The 14,859-nt window shown below is 69.8% G+C and carries 13 protein-coding genes; 7 read left to right on the top strand and 6 right to left on the bottom strand.

Features of this window, described 5'->3' with window-relative positions:
- Nucleotides 1-86: 86 nt before the first annotated feature.
- Together Q0D93_RS00465 and Q0D93_RS00460 are read right to left on the bottom strand one after the other, a co-directional pair.
- Nucleotides 87-4,277, bottom strand: coding sequence for a translocation/assembly module TamB domain-containing protein (locus Q0D93_RS00465; protein ID WP_294389802.1), 4,191 nt, complete (start codon nucleotides 4,275-4,277; stop codon nucleotides 87-89).
- Nucleotides 4,277-6,277, bottom strand: coding sequence for a BamA/TamA family outer membrane protein (locus tag Q0D93_RS00460; protein ID WP_294389799.1), 2,001 nt, complete (start codon nucleotides 6,275-6,277; stop codon nucleotides 4,277-4,279). The genes Q0D93_RS00465 and Q0D93_RS00460 overlap by 1 nt, the downstream gene beginning before the upstream one ends.
- Nucleotides 6,278-6,369: 92 nt before the next feature.
- Between Q0D93_RS00460 and Q0D93_RS00455 the strand changes: the two genes are divergently transcribed.
- On the top strand, nucleotides 6,370-6,549 hold the full coding sequence (locus Q0D93_RS00455) for a hypothetical protein (protein WP_294389796.1): 180 nt from the start codon (nucleotides 6,370-6,372) through the stop codon (nucleotides 6,547-6,549).
- A gap of 13 nt (nucleotides 6,550-6,562) precedes the next feature.
- Here Q0D93_RS00455 and Q0D93_RS00450 read toward each other — a convergent pair whose 3' ends face one another.
- Nucleotides 6,563-7,240, bottom strand: a complete 678-nt coding sequence (locus Q0D93_RS00450) for a S24 family peptidase (protein ID WP_294389791.1) — start codon at nucleotides 7,238-7,240, stop codon at nucleotides 6,563-6,565.
- 82 nt (nucleotides 7,241-7,322) lie between these two features.
- Here Q0D93_RS00450 and Q0D93_RS00445 point away from each other — a divergent pair, with 82 nt between their 5' ends.
- From Q0D93_RS00445 to Q0D93_RS00430, 4 genes are all read left to right on the top strand, one after another.
- Nucleotides 7,323-7,502 carry a hypothetical protein gene (locus Q0D93_RS00445; protein ID WP_294389784.1) on the top strand — a complete coding sequence of 60 codons (180 nt, stop codon included), beginning with the start codon at nucleotides 7,323-7,325 and terminating at the stop codon, nucleotides 7,500-7,502.
- Nucleotides 7,502-7,795: a hypothetical protein gene (locus tag Q0D93_RS00440; RefSeq protein WP_294389781.1), complete on the top strand. Its 294-nt coding sequence runs from the start codon at nucleotides 7,502-7,504 to the stop codon at nucleotides 7,793-7,795. Before Q0D93_RS00445 ends, Q0D93_RS00440 begins: the two co-directional genes overlap by 1 nt.
- A 38-nt stretch (nucleotides 7,796-7,833) precedes the next feature.
- Nucleotides 7,834-8,874, top strand: coding sequence for a DNA topoisomerase IB (locus tag Q0D93_RS00435; RefSeq protein WP_294389779.1), 1,041 nt, complete (start codon nucleotides 7,834-7,836; stop codon nucleotides 8,872-8,874).
- A gap of 74 nt (nucleotides 8,875-8,948) precedes the next feature.
- Complete coding sequence (locus Q0D93_RS00430) at nucleotides 8,949-9,434, top strand: pyridoxamine 5'-phosphate oxidase family protein (RefSeq protein WP_294389776.1); 486 nt, start codon at nucleotides 8,949-8,951, stop codon at nucleotides 9,432-9,434.
- 156 nt (nucleotides 9,435-9,590) lie between these two features.
- On the opposite strand, the gene dgcA is transcribed toward Q0D93_RS00430, so the two are convergent.
- Nucleotides 9,591-10,580, bottom strand: a complete 990-nt coding sequence (gene dgcA / locus Q0D93_RS00425; protein ID WP_294389772.1) for an N-acetyl-D-Glu racemase DgcA — start codon at nucleotides 10,578-10,580, stop codon at nucleotides 9,591-9,593.
- Nucleotides 10,577-11,881, bottom strand: coding sequence for a polyhydroxyalkanoate depolymerase (gene phaZ, locus Q0D93_RS00420; RefSeq protein WP_294389771.1), 1,305 nt, complete (start codon nucleotides 11,879-11,881; stop codon nucleotides 10,577-10,579). Before phaZ ends, dgcA begins: the two co-directional genes overlap by 4 nt.
- 111 nt (nucleotides 11,882-11,992) lie before the next feature.
- Here phaZ and Q0D93_RS00415 point away from each other — a divergent pair, with 111 nt between their 5' ends.
- Both Q0D93_RS00415 and Q0D93_RS00410 read left to right on the top strand, forming a co-directional pair.
- Nucleotides 11,993-13,777 carry an ABC transporter transmembrane domain-containing protein gene (locus tag Q0D93_RS00415; protein ID WP_294389769.1) on the top strand — a complete coding sequence of 595 codons (1,785 nt, stop codon included), beginning with the start codon at nucleotides 11,993-11,995 and terminating at the stop codon, nucleotides 13,775-13,777.
- A gap of 79 nt (nucleotides 13,778-13,856) precedes the next feature.
- A complete protein-coding gene (locus Q0D93_RS00410) occupies nucleotides 13,857-14,330 on the top strand; it encodes a hypothetical protein (RefSeq protein WP_294389766.1) in 474 nt (157 codons plus the stop codon).
- A gap of 18 nt (nucleotides 14,331-14,348) precedes the next feature.
- On the opposite strand, the gene Q0D93_RS00405 is transcribed toward Q0D93_RS00410, so the two are convergent.
- Nucleotides 14,349-14,837, bottom strand: a complete 489-nt coding sequence (locus Q0D93_RS00405; RefSeq protein WP_294389764.1) for a cupin domain-containing protein — start codon at nucleotides 14,835-14,837, stop codon at nucleotides 14,349-14,351.
- Nucleotides 14,838-14,859: the final 22 nt, after the last annotated feature.

Raw genomic sequence — 14,859 nt, 5'->3', positions numbered from 1 at the left:
ACGGGACTATAAAGCGACCCGTCGCGGCGGCGACCACTCTCTTGTCGTAACACCCCCGCGTTCACGGAAGCGGACGGCGCGCCTGCTCAATAATCCCGCGAGACGCGGATATTGGCGCTCTGCCGGCCGATGGTGGAGATGGTCGACAGCACCGACAGCCAGCGGGTGATGCGATATTCGATGGTGGTGGCCGAATAGCCCGCGCCGTCGGTGATCAGCTCCACGTAGGTACGCCGACCGATATTCTTGCCCGCCGCCACCGACGTCTTCTGCCCGGTGGTGACGTCGCCCGGCAGGATGCGCAGCCGGTCGAGCCGGATCGCCTTGCGCACAGCGTTGATCGGATCGAGGTTGAAGCCGCCCCCGCCCCCGCCGCCGCTGCCGCGCAACGATGCCACGGCGGCGGCCAGCTGGAGCGCCTCCGGCGCGGACAGGTTGGTGATCGACGTGCCGAACAGCAGCCGCGACAGCAACTCGTCCTCGGGCAAGGCCGGGACGCTCTGGAACTGGATGTCGGGGCGCAGGCCGGTGCCGGTGACGTGGATGGTGGCGCTGAAGCCCTGCACGTCGGCCTGCGCGGTGATGTCCAGCACCGGATCGGGCGGCGCCTCGCCCGTAAAGCGGATCATGCCCCGGTCCAGGTTGAACCGGCGGCCGGCAAATTGGTAGCCGCCCCGGATCAGGTCCAGCCGCCCGCCGATCGCGGGATTGTCCACCGCCCCCTTGATCGCCAGATCGGCGCGCCATTCGCTGTCGAGGCCGAGGCCGGTCACCATCAGGCGACTGCGCGCGCGGGCGCGGAGGTTGAGCGCCCAGGACGGCGGCGGCGCGCGATCAATCTCGCCCTCGTCGGGGCGGTTCAGTTCGGTGACGGACAGGTGCGGCACCTGCGCGGTGGCGGCGCTGCCCAGGCGGAAGCGGCCCCGATCGACGGTGACCTCGCCGCCGATCGTGCCGCCGACTCCGTTCGAGCGCAGGGTCAGCGGGCCGGTGACGGTCGCGCCGATATCGTCGCGGTTCAGCAATACGGCATGGTCGGCGGTCAGCGCCAGGTCCATGCCCAGCCCCTTGCCCGCGCCGAAATCGAAGCTGCCGCGCCCGGTGACGGTGCCGTCCCCCGCCTGGCCGGACATGGTGTCCAGCACCAGCCGCGATCCGTCGAAGCGGCCGGCGGCGGTGATGTTCTGGATGACCGTGCCGGTGACCGCGCTTTCGATCCGGCCGTTGCCGGTCTTCACCGTGCCCCGGATCAGCGGATCGGCGGAGGTGCCGCCCACGTCCGCCGCGACCGAGATGGGTCCGGACAGGTTGATCGTCTCCACCCCCACCAGCCGCCACAGCGTATCGGCCGGGCCGACATAGCGCAGCTGCGCGAACAAGGGCGCGGCGATCAGGCGATCGACGATGCTCTCGCCGCCGGGCAGCGGGGCCATGCGCGCCTGGGCTCGGCCGATCGTGCGGCCGTTGCTCACCACCACCGCGCGCGCGCCGGCGCCATTGGCGGTCAGCGCGGCGGCCACCCCCACATCGACCGGCTGCGAGGTGAGGACGAGGCCCGAGCGGGTGAGCCCGCGTATCGCCATGTCGAGCTTGCCCGACGGCGCGCTGCCCTGGTCATGGCGGTAGCTGAGCCGGCCGGTGCCATGCCCGCCCAGCCCCAGCGTAGGGTTGAGCAGATCGAGCACCGACAAAGGCAGCTGCCGCACCTGCACGTCATAAGCGATGGAGGTGGCCCCGAACCGGCCCGCCAGCTCGGCGCTGCCGCCGGCATAGCTGATCCGCGTCGGCTGAAGCTGCCAGGCGTCATTGCCGAACACCAGCACCGCCGGCGCGGACAAGGTCACCTCGCGCGTTTCGATCGTGCCGCCGCCGGTGATGGAAACCCGGCCCGGCTCCAGCGCAAGGGTGGCGCGGACGTTGAAGGCACGACCGCGCGCACCGGCGGCGGTTATCGCCACCTCACCCTGACCGGCGCGAAGATGCGCCTCCGCCGTCAGCCGCGAGACGGAGATGCTGCCGCGCCGCACCCCGAACATGGCGGCGCGGCCGTCCACGCTGGTGCCGGCGGGATCGAGCAGGATCGTGCCGTCGACCCGCCCTCGCCCGACCCTGACCGGTGTGGCCCCGCCGATCGTGGCGCGGTTGAAGCGCAAGGCGGGATCGATCCGCTGGACGGTGCCTTGCGGGGCGAAGCCGATCGTGCCGCCGATCCCGCCGCCGTCCAAAGCCAGCTGCCCGGTGAAGCCCCCCGGATCGGAGCGGAGCGTGCCGCGCGCGTGCGTGCCCGACACCGCCAGATCGGCCACGTCGATATAGGTGGGCTGGCTGGGCACGGAGCGGATCGCGCCGCGTGCCTGGAACGGCCCCGCCATGGAGCCGCCCGCCGCACGATATTGGAACCCCTGCGGGTCGGGATCGAGATCTAGCGAAACCTGGCGCAGGCCCAAGGCGTCGATCGGGCGGTCGAGCCGCAGCCGCACCTTGGGCCGGTCGATCTGCCCGTCGAGCGCGATGCGGAACGGTCCGTAGGCGTCCTGCCTGCCCTGCCCCTCGAACTGGAAGCTGCCATCCTTGCGGCGCAGGCCGGACCCGGTGATGCGGATCGACGGCCCGGTGAGGACCAGGTCCGAAAAGTGGATCACGCCATCGGGCGATCGCACCAGCCGCGTGTCGATGCGTGGATTGCCACCGGCGAGAGAACGCAGGAAGCTGTTGTCGAACCGCCGCACGATCGCCTGGCCGGTGCCGGCCACCACCGTGCCCACGCCGTTGGAGCCCGGCAGCACCGTCACGTTTGTGGTCACATCGACGATGCCGAGCCCTTGGATGAAATAGCGCGCCAGCCCGCCGGCGATCGCCACATCGTAGCGCCCGCTGGCCAGGTCGATCCGTAGCTGGAGCTTGCCCTTGAGCTTGTCGGAGGCGAGCGTCAGGTCGCGGCCGACCAACGTTTTCGCATCCACCCGCAATGCGCCCGCCACGTCCAGGTTGGCGAGGATACCCCCCGCCACCGCGCCGACGCCGGTGACACGCGCCGCCTGCAGGCGGATCGGGATGGTGACGGGGGCACGCGACAGCTTGCCCGCCCCCGTGGCGCGGACCTGATCGAAACCGGTCTGGTCGAAGGCGACGTGCGGACTGGCCAAACGGTAGCGGAAGTCGGCGGTCCGGAACGGGCCGTCCAGATGCAGTTGCAGCCGCACGTTGCGCCCGGTCATGTTCGGGAACAAGGCCGGGGGTTGCAGCAGATCGGCATCCACCCGGACGCCCGCAAAGCTGGAGGTGGCGAGGTCGATCGTGCCCGCCGCTGCGAGGCGCAACGCCGGGCTGGCGAGTTGCAGCGTGCCGGCGATCTTGCGGTCGGCAAGCGTTGCGTCGCCCCGGATGCGGATGCGCGGCGCCGTCATCCGCTGCGCCTTGCCTTGCAGCAAGCGCGACGGTTCGGCCGTGCCGGACAGGCTGTAACGGCCTTCCCGCACCGCCAGCGAAAGATCCATCACCCGGGCACCGCCCAGGCTGCCGCGCACGGCGCCGTTCCACCGCGCCCAGTCGCCCTGCCCGCCGATACGCAGGGCGAGCGGCTGCCTGAGCCCGGCCATGCCCGCTACCACTCCGCCGGCCGGAGCATCCAGCCCGGCGGCCAGTTGAAAGCGATTGCCGTCCGGCTCCGCATCCAGATCGACCAGCAGGCGATCCCCCGCCATGCTGTTCGCCCGCACCGCGATACGCGCGCGGCGATCGCGAATGTCCGCGCTGCCGATCAAGCGCAGGACGTGCGCCTTGCCGGCGATGCCGGGGCCGAGGCGCAGGCGATCGACCCGCAGCCGGCCGATATGGATGTCGAAATCCGGCAGGATCGGCGATCCCGGCTTGCTGCGGAGATGCGGCAGGTGATCCAGCGTCACCACGGGCGCTGCGAGGCGGTCGATCGCCAGCAGTTTGCGCGCCCAGCGGGTGGGATGCCAATCCAGCGCGATCTCCGGCGCGTCGAAGAACTGGCCGTCCAGGTCGTAGAGCCGCACGTCGCGGAGCGTCGCCCGCGTCCAGAGCGATCCGTCGATCCGGCCGATGCGGATGCGCAGCCCGCTCGACGGGCGCATGGCGGCGATCCGGTCCGCGACGAAGCGGTGGCCGGGCCCGGTATCCACGCCCCACACGGCGCCGAGCAGCAGCAGGACCAGAGCGGCGAGCCCGATCGCGGCCCCGCGCAGTACCCGCCAGCCCCAGCGGGGTCGGCGGCGCAGCGGCGCTTCGTCCTCGTCCCGCTCCGCGTCCATCAGAAGGCTTGGCCGAGCGAGACGTAGACCGCCACGCGCGATTCGCCGTTGCGGCGATCGAGCGGGGTGCCGACATCGACCCGGATCGGGCCGAAGCTGGAATAATAACGCACGCCTATGCCCGCGCCGTAGCGGAGCCCGCCGAACCGCGGGACGGTGGAGGAATAGAGATTGCCGGCGTCGAGGAACGGCACCACCCCGAACGATCCGAAGCGGATGCGGGCCTCCGCCGCGAACTCGGTCAGCGACCGTCCGCCGACGGGATCGCCGTCCACGTCCAGCGGCCCGATCTGCTGATAGCCATAGCCGCGTACCGAACCGCCGCCGCCGGCGTAGAAACGCCGCGACGGGGCGATGTCCTCGCGCGCGACACCCTGGATCGAGCCGAGCCGGGTCCGTCCGGCCAGCACCACGCGCTGCCCGATCGGCAGGTAGCCGCTCGCGTCGAATTGCAGCTTGAGATAGGCATCCGCCGCCCCCTGCAGCGACGCTTCCGGCGAGACGCGGACGGAGATGCGGTGCCCGCGCGTGGGGTTGAGCAGGTCGTCCGTGCCGTCATAGGCCAATGTCGTCGGCAGCGCGGCGACGAGGAAGGTGCGGCGGCGGGATGTGCCGGTGGCGCGGATCGTGTCGCGTTCGTCCGACGCCACCAGCTCCGCGCCCGCCGACCAGCTCCACGTCTTCTGCCAGATGATGTTGGTCTGCCGCTCCAGGCTGGCGCCCAGCGTGAAGGTGCGCGCGTCATAAGCGTCGAAATTACTGTGCGAAGCGACGATCTGCGCATTGAGGATGCGGTCGCGCGCGCCGTAATTGCCCCGGCGCAGCACCGCCCCCAGCGCCTGTTCGCGCGTGCCGAGCACGCCCCGGAACGTCACCGCCCCTTCCGGCTTGATCAGGTTGCGATGCTGCCACGACACTTCGGCGCGGCCGCCCTCGCCCGTGCCGTAGCCCAGTTCGCCCGCGATGGTACGCGGCGGCGCGCGGTCGATCCGCACCTGCACGTCGACCACGCCCGGATCGCCGGTCGCCACCGGCGTGATCGTGGCGGTGGAGACCAACCCGGTGGCGATCAAGGCGCGGCGAAAATCCTCCAGCCGAGCGGCGTCATATTCGTCCCCCGCATGGAAGCGGGCGATTTCGTCCAGGTGGGCTTCCGTGAAGATCGGGCGCGGCCCGATCGGCACGATCCGGCCGAAGCGGCTCCGGGCGCCGAGGGTCACGGGCAAGGTCAGCGTCGCGATGTTGGTGTCATGGTCGATCGCCACCTGCGGCTCCCCCACCTTGGCGAAGGGATAGCCTTCACGGCCGAGCGCGGTGCGGAAGGATGCGGTGGCGGCCAGCACGGCGTCGGCATCGACCCGGTCGCCCTGATTGACCGGGAACTGCCGGCGGAGCGCAGCGCCGCCGGCCCCGGCACCGGCACCGGCCATTTCCAAGCCGGGCAGGGTCACGCTGCCGAAGGTGAAGGCGTCGCGGGGATCGATGCGGATGCGGACGATGGTGGTGCCGCTTTCAGTCCGGACGGTGGTGCCGATCCGCGCATCGTAGCGGCCGGCGGCGTTGAGCAATTCGCGTACAAGCTGCTCGTCATCCCGCACCCGGCGGTCGAGCTGGGCGGCGTTGGCGGGCTTGTTGTCGTTGGCGACCAACGCCGACAGATCGTTGAAGCGGGTGCGGAACGTGTCGCCCAGCGCCTCCGCCCCCTCCAGCCGCACCTGATAGCGTTGCAGCGTTTCGGCCGTGGGCCCACTGCCCCCCGGTTCCAGCCCCGGCGCGACCGCATCGATCGCGGCGGGATCGGGCCAGTCGACACCCAGGTCCGGCATGGGGGCCAGATCGGTGCCGGGATCGGGCACGGCGACGGACGGCGCAGGCGCCGCCGGCGGCGACGCCTGACCGGACGCACCCTCGCACATCATCAGCAGGGCGGCCGCGGCGGCGAGCCGCGGAGCCCGCCCTGGCGAAACCCATACCATGGCGCCGGTCTTAATGGACGCCATCCGCCGCCGCCAGCAGCGAAAAGCCGCGAGTTCAGGCAATTGCGACAAAGCGGCACTGGCGCAACACACGATGCGGTGGCAAGTCGGCGGCCATGGCGAAACGACCCCAACCCATGGCCGGCGGCGCGTTCCTGGCGCTGGCGATCATCGTCGGCGTGGTGATCGGCGCGGCGCTGGGCCAGCCCTCGATCGGCTTTCTCGCCGGCGTGGGCGCGGGCGCGGCCATCGCCCTGATCCTGTGGCTGGCGGACCGGCTGCGCACGGGCATCTAGCCCCTGCGCCGGGCTAGCGAATCCTGCGGCCGGCCCAGATCACCCGGCCGATGATGTCGATGCTGCCCGGATCGACATTGGTCCAGCTACCGCCGCTGTCATTGTCGCTGCGTATGTCGATCCCACCCGACGGGTTGAGCTCCACCCGCTTCACCAGCAGCCCTTCGTTCCGGCGCAGCACGTAGATCCCGGGGCGCAGGCGCGCGGCCGCATCGTCATGGTCGACCAGGATGTCGTCGCCGGGCGCGAGGGTCGGCTGCATCGAATCGCCTTCCACCCGGATCAGCTGCAACGCGGCGGGCCGGCCGACGCCCAGTTCGCGCAACAGGGTGGTGGACAGGTAGAGGTCGTCCACCGCCTGTTCCTCGCCCGGCAGCGCGCCCGGCCCCGCCGCCGCGCCGACCGCCAGCCGGGGAATGGCGATCATGCCGCCCGCCAGCTTGGCCGCATCGCGCGCGGGCACGACCCCGCCGCCCTGCGCGACCGGGCCGCCCAGCGCGCTGTCCGCCACACCGAAGTAGCGGGCGAGCGTGCGGCGATCCCCCTCCGCCAGGCGACGCGGGCTGCCGCGCCGGACATATTGCTGCACATAAGCCGGATTGCGGCCGAGCAGGCGCGACAGGCCGGCATAATCCTCCCGCCGTTCGCGCACGAGCGTTTCCAACGCAGCCCGGGCTTCCTCATCGGTCACGCATCATCCTTAATCATAGGATTTTTCCTAGACAAGTAGGAAACATTCCATGATTAGAACATAACAGGAACGGAGGCGAGTCGTGAACCTGCTGATGGATGTGGAAAGATTTATGAACCGCACGGGTATGCGGCCGAGCACGCTGGGGCGGCGCGCGCTGGGCGATCCCAACCTGGTGCGGTCGCTGCGCAACGGGCGGGAGCTGCGGCCCGCCACAGCCGACCGGCTGCGCAGCTACATCCTGCAAGCGGATGCGCGGTGATGGCCGATCCCCACGCCCACCTGATCCGCCACCTGATCGCCCGTACCGACGGGACAGCGTCCGTTCCCCAGGCAAGCTGGCGACCATGGTGCAGCGCCACCTTCTCCGGCGCGCGCCATCGCATCCGGCTGGCGGCGCCGCTGGCCGCCGCCGACTGGCTGACCGAACATCTGGAAGAGATGGAGTTCGCCATTCCCGGCCACGTCGTGGCGGAGATCGCGCTGGACAATGTGCAGATGCAGGGCGAGCTGCTGATGCTCGACATCGCCGCCCTGACGGTGGAGCAGGCGTGACGGACGGAACGCCGGGGCAGGCGTCACGTTCAGCGATCATGCCTGCACCCAAGCTGCGTCACGTGGACGATAAAAAGCCCGGTATCACCCGCAACAAGGCCGGCGACGGCTGGGCCTATTACGGGCCCGACGGTGCCCGCATCACCGATCGGGAGGAGATCGACCGGCTGAACGGCATCGCTTTGCCGCCGGCCTATGTCGACGCCTGGTACTGCCCCCACCCCAACGGGCATATCCAGGCGACCGGCATCGATGCGCGCGGGCGCAAGCAATATCGCTACCACCTGGATTTCCGGGCGCAGCAGGAAGCCGACAAATATGAGCGCACGGCCGAGTTCGGGGCCTCCCTGCCCAAGCTGCGCGCGCAGGTCGACAAGGATCTGGCCGGACGGAAGCTGGCGCGCGAAACGGTGATCGCTGCGGTGGTGCGCCTACTCGACCTGGGCAAGATCCGTGTCGGCAACGAGACCTATGCCAAGGAGAATAAGAGCTTCGGCGCCACCACTTTGCGCAATCGCCACGCCAAGGTGACGGGCAGCAAGCTGCGGCTGGAATATGTCGGCAAGTCCGGCAAGAAGCAGCGGCTGACGATCGAGGATCGCCGCCTCGCCAATCTGGTGCGGCGGACGCAGGACCTGCCGGGCCAGCACCTGTTCGAATATGTGGATGAAAAAGGCAAGCCGCAGCCGGTCGGTTCGGCCGAGGTGAACGATTATATCCGCGAGGCGACCGGCGGCGACTTCACCGCCAAGCATTTCCGCACCTGGGGCGCGAGCCTGCTGGCGTTCCAGCACATTCTGGAAACCGCCAGGGACGGCAAGTTGAGCCTGAAGCCGATGCTGGAGGCGGTGGCCGCCGCCCTCGGCAACACGCCCGCGATCAGCCGCAAATCCTATATCCACCCGGCGCTGGTCGAGATCTGCCGCAACGGCGACGCCGGAACCTTGTGCGAACTGAAGCTGCCCCGCCCGGCCAAGGGTCTGACCGGCGAGGAGCGGGCGCTGATCGGGTTCCTGGAGGAACTGGCAGAAAGCGTTCGCAAGGAAAGCGCCAGGGGCAAGGGCAGCAAGGCCGCCTGACACCGCGGCGCCGGAACGGCATGCCGCGCCGCCGGTTGGAACCGACGACATCATTCAGTCACTGGAGATATGACATGGCCGACGACGCCGACATCGAAGCCCGCTTCTGGAAGGACCTGAAGGCGGCCCCGTTCGTGATGCTGGGCCTGGTCGATGCCCGCGACGGACATACCCAGCCGATGACCGCCAAGTTCGAGGGCGAGAGCGGCCCGCTCTATTTCTTCGCGGCCAAGGACAACAGCCTGATCGAAGCGATGGCCGGCACCACGCAACGCGCGATCGCGACCTATACGGCCAAGGGGCACGACCTGTTCGCCAGCATCCACGGTACGCTGAGGGTCGACAACGATCCGGCGACGATCGACCGGCTGTGGGACGCGCATGTCGCGGCATGGTTCGAGAAGGGCCGCGAGGATCCGAAGCTGACCCTGCTCCGCCTCGACACGGACACGGCCGAATTGTGGAAGTCGGGCAGTTCGATCGGCGCGGCGATCACGCGCCTGTTCGGCAAGGACCCGCAGGACAGCTACAAGGACAATGTCGCCGAAGTAACGCTGTAAGGCGCCAGGCCCGCGTCGCCCTGTTGGACGGGGCGGCGCGGTTTCCCACCCGTGCTCCTGCGAAAGCAGGAGCCCAGCGGGCGAGGGATTGGTCGCACGGTTCTGGACTCCTGCATTCGCAGGAGAACGGTAAGGTGCAGGCTGAATGTAGGCTGGTTAGCCCCAGAGTTCGGGCGACGGCGGCTGCAACACGCCGGTGGTGTCAGTGCGCATCCCGCCGGGACGGTCGTTCGCCAGCAGCAACGCGCCGTCGAGATCGACCCAGCGTGCACCCTGTGCGGCGAGAAAGGCGGGAGCCAGCCCGAGCGAGGTGCCGAGCATGCAGCCGACCATGACCTCCAGCCCGCGCGCCTTGGCCCCGGCCGCAAGCGCCAGCGCCTCCGTGAGGCCGCCGCATTTGTCGAGCTTGATGTTCACCGCACGGTAGCGGCCGGCGCAGCGATCGAGGTCGGCGCGATCCTGGCAGCTTTCATCCGCCGCCAACGCGATCGGGCTGGCAACAGTGTCGAGCAGATGGTCCTCGCCCGCGCGGACCGGCTGTTCGATCAGCTCCACGCCATAAGCGACCAGCCGAGCCGCCTCCGCCGCCACGTCGCGGCCGGTCCATGCCTCGTTCGCGTCCACGATCAGGCGGGCGGCGGGTGCGCCCCGGCGGACGGCGGCGACGCGCTGTTCATCGCCCTCGCCCGCCAGCTTGAGCTTCAGCAGGGGCAGATGGGCGGCGGCGCGGGCATCCGCCTCCATCCGTTCGGGCGTGCCGAGCGAGATGGTGAAGGCGGTGACCAGTGGCCGCGGCGCGGACAGGCCGGCGAGGCGCCACGCCGGGAGGCCGCCGCATTTGGCCTCAAGATCCCACAAGGCGCAATCGAGTGCGTTGCGCGCGGCCCCGCGCGGCAGGCGAGTTTGCAGGTCGTGGCGGGTCAGGCCGGCGGCGATCGCATCCGCCTGCGCCGACACGGCGTCGCGCACGCTTTCCGCCGTTTCGCCATGATAATAGATGGGCGTGGCCTCACCGCGTCCGACATGGCCGTGCCCGTGGATTTCGGCCACCACCACATAGACATGGGTCTTGGCCCCGCGCGCGATGGTGAAGGCGCCGGCCACCGGCCAGCGTTCGATCCGGACACAAAGGCGCGCGCCGCTCACGCGAAATTGGCGGTATTGGCTTCCCGTGCGGGAGGATCGGGTTCGGCGTGGACCACCTGCGGCTTGGGCGGGGCGGCGCGGCCCTCCGCTTCGGCGATGAAGGCCTCGACCGCAGGCGCCGTCTCGTTGCGCCAGCGCCGGCCGTTGAAGATGCCGTAATGGCCGACCCGCTCCGCCAGGTGATAGATCTTGAGCGCGTCGGGCAGGTTGGTGGCGAGGGTCAGCGCCGCCCTGGTCTGGCCGATGCCGGAAATGTCGTCGCGCTCGCCCTCGATCGCCAGCAGCGCCACGTCGGTGATCGCGCCCGGATCGACCTTGCGCCCGCGATGCGTCATCTCCCCCCGGGGCAGGAGTTGCCGCTGGAACACGACGTCGATCGTCTGGAGGTAGAATTCGGCCGTCATGTCGCAGACGGAGCGATATTCGTCATAGAAGGCCTTGGTGCCTTCCGCGCCTTCCTGATCCCCATCGACCAGGTGGCGGAACATCTGCCAATGGCTGACCAGATGGTTGCCCCAGTTCATCGCCATGAAGCCGGTGAGCTGGAGGAAGCCAGGATAGACCTTTCGCCCGCTGCCCGGATAATAAAAGGGCACGGTGGCGATCACGTTCTGCTCGAACCAGCTGAATGGGCGCTGGGTGGCGACAGTGTTGACAGCGGTGGGCGCCATCCGCGTGTCGATCGGTCCGCCCATCATGGTCAACGTGCGCGGCCGCGCCGGATTGCGGTCGGCCGACATCAGGCAGGCGGCGGCATAAGCCGGCACGGCGGGCTGGCACACGGCCAGCACATGCGTGCCCTCGCCCAGATGCTCCAGCCAGCCGATCAGGTAATCGATATAGTCGTCGAGGGTGAAGGCACCGTCCGCCAGCGGCACCAGCCGCGCATCGGCCCAGTCGGTGATCCACACGTCATGCGCCGGCAGCATCCGCTCCACGGTGCCGCGCAGCAGGGTGGCGTAGTGACCCGACATGGGCGCGACGATCAGCAGCTTGGGCTGCCCCTGCGGCGCACCGGGGCGGGTGAAATGGAGCAACTGGCCGAACGGTTTCCTGGCCTCCACCTCCTCCTCGATCAGCACTTCCCTGCCATCGATCAGGGTGAAGCCGATGCCGAAAGCGGGCTTGCCATGCGGCGCGGAGGCATGGGCGAAGACATCGAGCCCCGAGGCCATCATCGACCCGAGCTGCGTATGGGAAAAGGGGTTGGCGGGATTGTTCATCCACTCCGACCCCACCTCTGCCATGGCGCTCGCACCCGCGAGCAAGTTCTTCTGGAACTCGTAAGCTTCGTACAACAAGCGACTGTCTCCCCGGCATCTAACAGATGGGCTGAAAGCCGCCGCATTGCAACAAACGACCGAGATGGCGTTTGGTTGAGCAGTCCGATCGCCGCTGCTACATGCAGGGCCATGGCCGATCGCCCGGATATGAAGGAACGCCGCCGGATCGGCGAATTGCGGCTGATCTGGGGGATGGCGGGCCGCTATCCCGGCCGGATCGCCGCCGCATTGTCGGCGCTGGTGGTCTCGTCGGCGGCGACGCTGGCGATCCCCTATGGCTTCAAGCGGGTGATCGATCGCGGCTTTCTGGGCGGCGGCGGGGACACGGCGGCGAGCGTCGGCCACACGTTCAACTACCTGCTGATGATCGTGGCGGTGCTGGCGATCGCGACCGCCCTGCGCTTCTACTACGTGTCGTGGCTGGGCGAGCGGGTGGTGGCGGACCTGCGCCGGCGGGTGCACGACAATCTGCTGACGCTGGCGCCGCGCTTTTTCGAGGAGAACCGCCCGTCGGAGATTGCGTCGCGCCTGACCAGCGACACCGCCGTCATCGAACAGGTGGTGGGGTCGACCGTGTCGATCGCGCTGCGCAACAGCTTCACCGGGATCGGCGGCATTATCTACCTGTTCGCGATTTCGCCCAAGCTGGCGTCGTGGCTGCTGCTGGGCATCCCCCTGATCCTGGGGCCGATCGTCCTGCTCGGCCGCAAGGTGCGGGGGTTCAGCCGCACGTCGCAGGACCGCATCGCCGAGCTGGGCGCGATCGTGGCGGAGACGTTGGGCGCGATGAAGATCGTGCAGGCGTTCGGCCAGGAACGGCGCGAGGCGGGGCGGTTCGGGACGGCGGTGGAGGCGGCCTTCGTCACGGCCCAGCGGCGCTTCACCATCCGCGCGATCATGACCGCGATCGTGATCGGGCTGATCTTCGGATCGATCACCTTGGTACTGCGTGAAGGGGCGACCGACGTGGCTGCGGGCCGCATGAGCGGTGGTGCGATCGCGGCTTTCGTCCTGACCGGCGGACTGGTCGCGGGCGCGTTCGGCGCGCTGACGGAAGTGTATGGCGACCTGCTGCGCGGGGCGGGCGCGGCCAGCCGGCTGAACGAGCTGCTGGCCGAACGGCCGGAGATCGCCCCCCCGCCCAAGCCGCAGGCGCTGCCGACGCCGCCGCGCGGCACGCTGGCGTTCGACCATGTCGAGTTCCGCTACCCGACCCGGCCGGACTTCGCCGCGCTGCATGACTTCAGCCTGACCGTATCACCGGGCGAGACGGTGGCGGTGGTGGGCCCGTCGGGCGCGGGCAAGTCGACCCTGTTCCAGCTGGCGCAGCGTTTCTACGATCCGGTCGGCGGCACGGTGCGGATGGACGGCGTCGCCCTGACCCAGGCCGATCCGGCCGAGGTGCGCGCGCGGATCGCGGTGGTGCCGCAGGATACGGTGATCTTTGCGGCGTCGGCACGCGACAACCTCCGCTACGGCCGGTGGAAGGCGGAGGACAGCGCGATCTGGGCGGCGGCGGAAGCGGCCAATGCGGCGGGCTTCCTGCGCGACCTGCCGGACGGGCTGGATACCTATCTGGGCGAGGGTGGCGCGCGCCTGTCGGGCGGGCAGCGCCAGCGCATCGCGATCGCCCGCGCGCTGCTGCGCGACGCGCCGCTGCTGCTGCTGGACGAGGCGACATCGGCTCTGGATGCGGAGAGCGAGCGGCTGGTGCAGGACGCGCTGGACCGGCTGATGGCGCGCCGCACCACCATCGTCATCGCCCATCGCCTGGCGACCGTGCGCGGCGCGGACCGGATCGTGGTGATGGATCGCGGGCGGATCGTGGAGGAAGGGCGGCATGAGGTGCTGGTCACCCGTGGCGGCCTCTACGCCCGCCTCGCCCAATTGCAGTTCGAGGGCGAGAGCGCCTGACCCGCCGCGCTTCGGCTGCTCGGGAACCGGACAAGGCGACGGGGATTGTAGCGCCATGCTTTCGTTACCCATCCGTTACATGATCCTTGTGGGCAGCCTGATGGCGGCGTGCGGCCCGGCGCAGGCACAGGAGCAGAGCCGCATCGCCCGCACCGGCGAGGCTGCGGGCCGGATCGCCAGCCAGCCGGCGCGCGACGTCGGCGTATCCAAGATCGCCGTCCCGCCGGTGCTGGAGGCGGCGATCCGCAACCCCTATGCGCCGACCGGCACTGCCAGCTGCACCCAGTTGCGGGGCGCGATCCGCAACCTCAACGCCGCCTTGGGCCCGGACTTCGTCGCCGGCACGCAGGCCAATGAGGATCGCGCGAGCAAGATCGCCGAGGCGGGTGGGCGATCGGTGGTCAACGCCGTCATCCCGTTTCGCGGCCTGGTGCGCGAGGTGAGCGGCGCCGCACCCGCGCAACGCCGCCTCAACGCGGCGATGGACGCGGGCTATGCGCGGCGCGGCTTCCTGCGCGGAATGGCGACGGCGCGGCGTTGCCGCCTGCGCTGACCCCTATGCTGACGGCGATCAGCGCGCGGCGGGGATCTTGGTGCCGAGCAGGATCAGCCGGTCGCCGGTGATGCCGAACCAATGCGGCGCGCCCGCCGGGATCAGCAGCACGTCGCCGGGCGCGAGCGTGCGGGTGGTGCCGCCGTCGATGCGGCTACCTTCGGTCAGGGTGGGATTGGTTACCTGCGGATCGGCCATGGTGCCGCCGGAGACCAAAGTGCCCCGCCCTTCCAGCACGATCGCATATTCCGCCTCGGTCGGATGCACAGCGGGCTTGCCGGGCTTTTTCCAGATCTCGATGGCGGCAACCTGTTCGCCGGCGCGGACCAGCGGCTTCCAGGCGAAGCCCTGTCCCGGCTTCATCTCGCGCTTCATCGCCGCAACCTGCGCCCGCACGTCGGCGGCGGAGGCGAAGCCGCCCGGGTCCGCCGCCGCCTGCGCCGTGCCGCCGGGCATGGCCGCGGCGAGCGTCCAGGCCAGTGTCAGACCGATGGTGATGCCACGCATGATGTCCCCTCTCCCTCTTTAT

The organism is uncultured Sphingomonas sp., assembly GCF_934560975.1.
Classification (GTDB): Bacteria; Pseudomonadota; Alphaproteobacteria; order Sphingomonadales; family Sphingomonadaceae; genus Sphingomonas_I.
The sequence above is the reverse complement of the archived record's forward strand: the minus strand, read 5'-3'. Positions and strand labels throughout refer to the sequence as shown.

What these genes read in the sequence shown, in the direction of transcription:
- Q0D93_RS00440 (WP_294389781.1), top strand. Translation starts at nt 7,502, where the DNA reads ATGGCCGATCCCCACGCCCACCTGATCCGCCACCTGATCGCCCGTACC.
- Q0D93_RS00415 (WP_294389769.1), top strand. Translation starts at nt 11,993, where the DNA reads ATGGCCGATCGCCCGGATATGAAGGAACGCCGCCGGATCGGCGAATTG.
- Q0D93_RS00455 (WP_294389796.1), top strand. Translation starts at nt 6,370, where the DNA reads ATGGCGAAACGACCCCAACCCATGGCCGGCGGCGCGTTCCTGGCGCTG.
- Q0D93_RS00410 (WP_294389766.1), top strand. Translation starts at nt 13,857, where the DNA reads ATGATCCTTGTGGGCAGCCTGATGGCGGCGTGCGGCCCGGCGCAGGCA.
- Q0D93_RS00435 (WP_294389779.1), top strand. Translation starts at nt 7,834, where the DNA reads ATGCCTGCACCCAAGCTGCGTCACGTGGACGATAAAAAGCCCGGTATC.
- Q0D93_RS00430 (WP_294389776.1), top strand. Translation starts at nt 8,949, where the DNA reads ATGGCCGACGACGCCGACATCGAAGCCCGCTTCTGGAAGGACCTGAAG.
- Q0D93_RS00460 (WP_294389799.1), bottom strand. Translation starts at nt 6,277, where the DNA reads ATGGCGTCCATTAAGACCGGCGCCATGGTATGGGTTTCGCCAGGGCGG.
- Q0D93_RS00465 (WP_294389802.1), bottom strand. Translation starts at nt 4,277, where the DNA reads ATGGACGCGGAGCGGGACGAGGACGAAGCGCCGCTGCGCCGCCGACCC.
- Q0D93_RS00405 (WP_294389764.1), bottom strand. Translation starts at nt 14,837, where the DNA reads ATGCGTGGCATCACCATCGGTCTGACACTGGCCTGGACGCTCGCCGCG.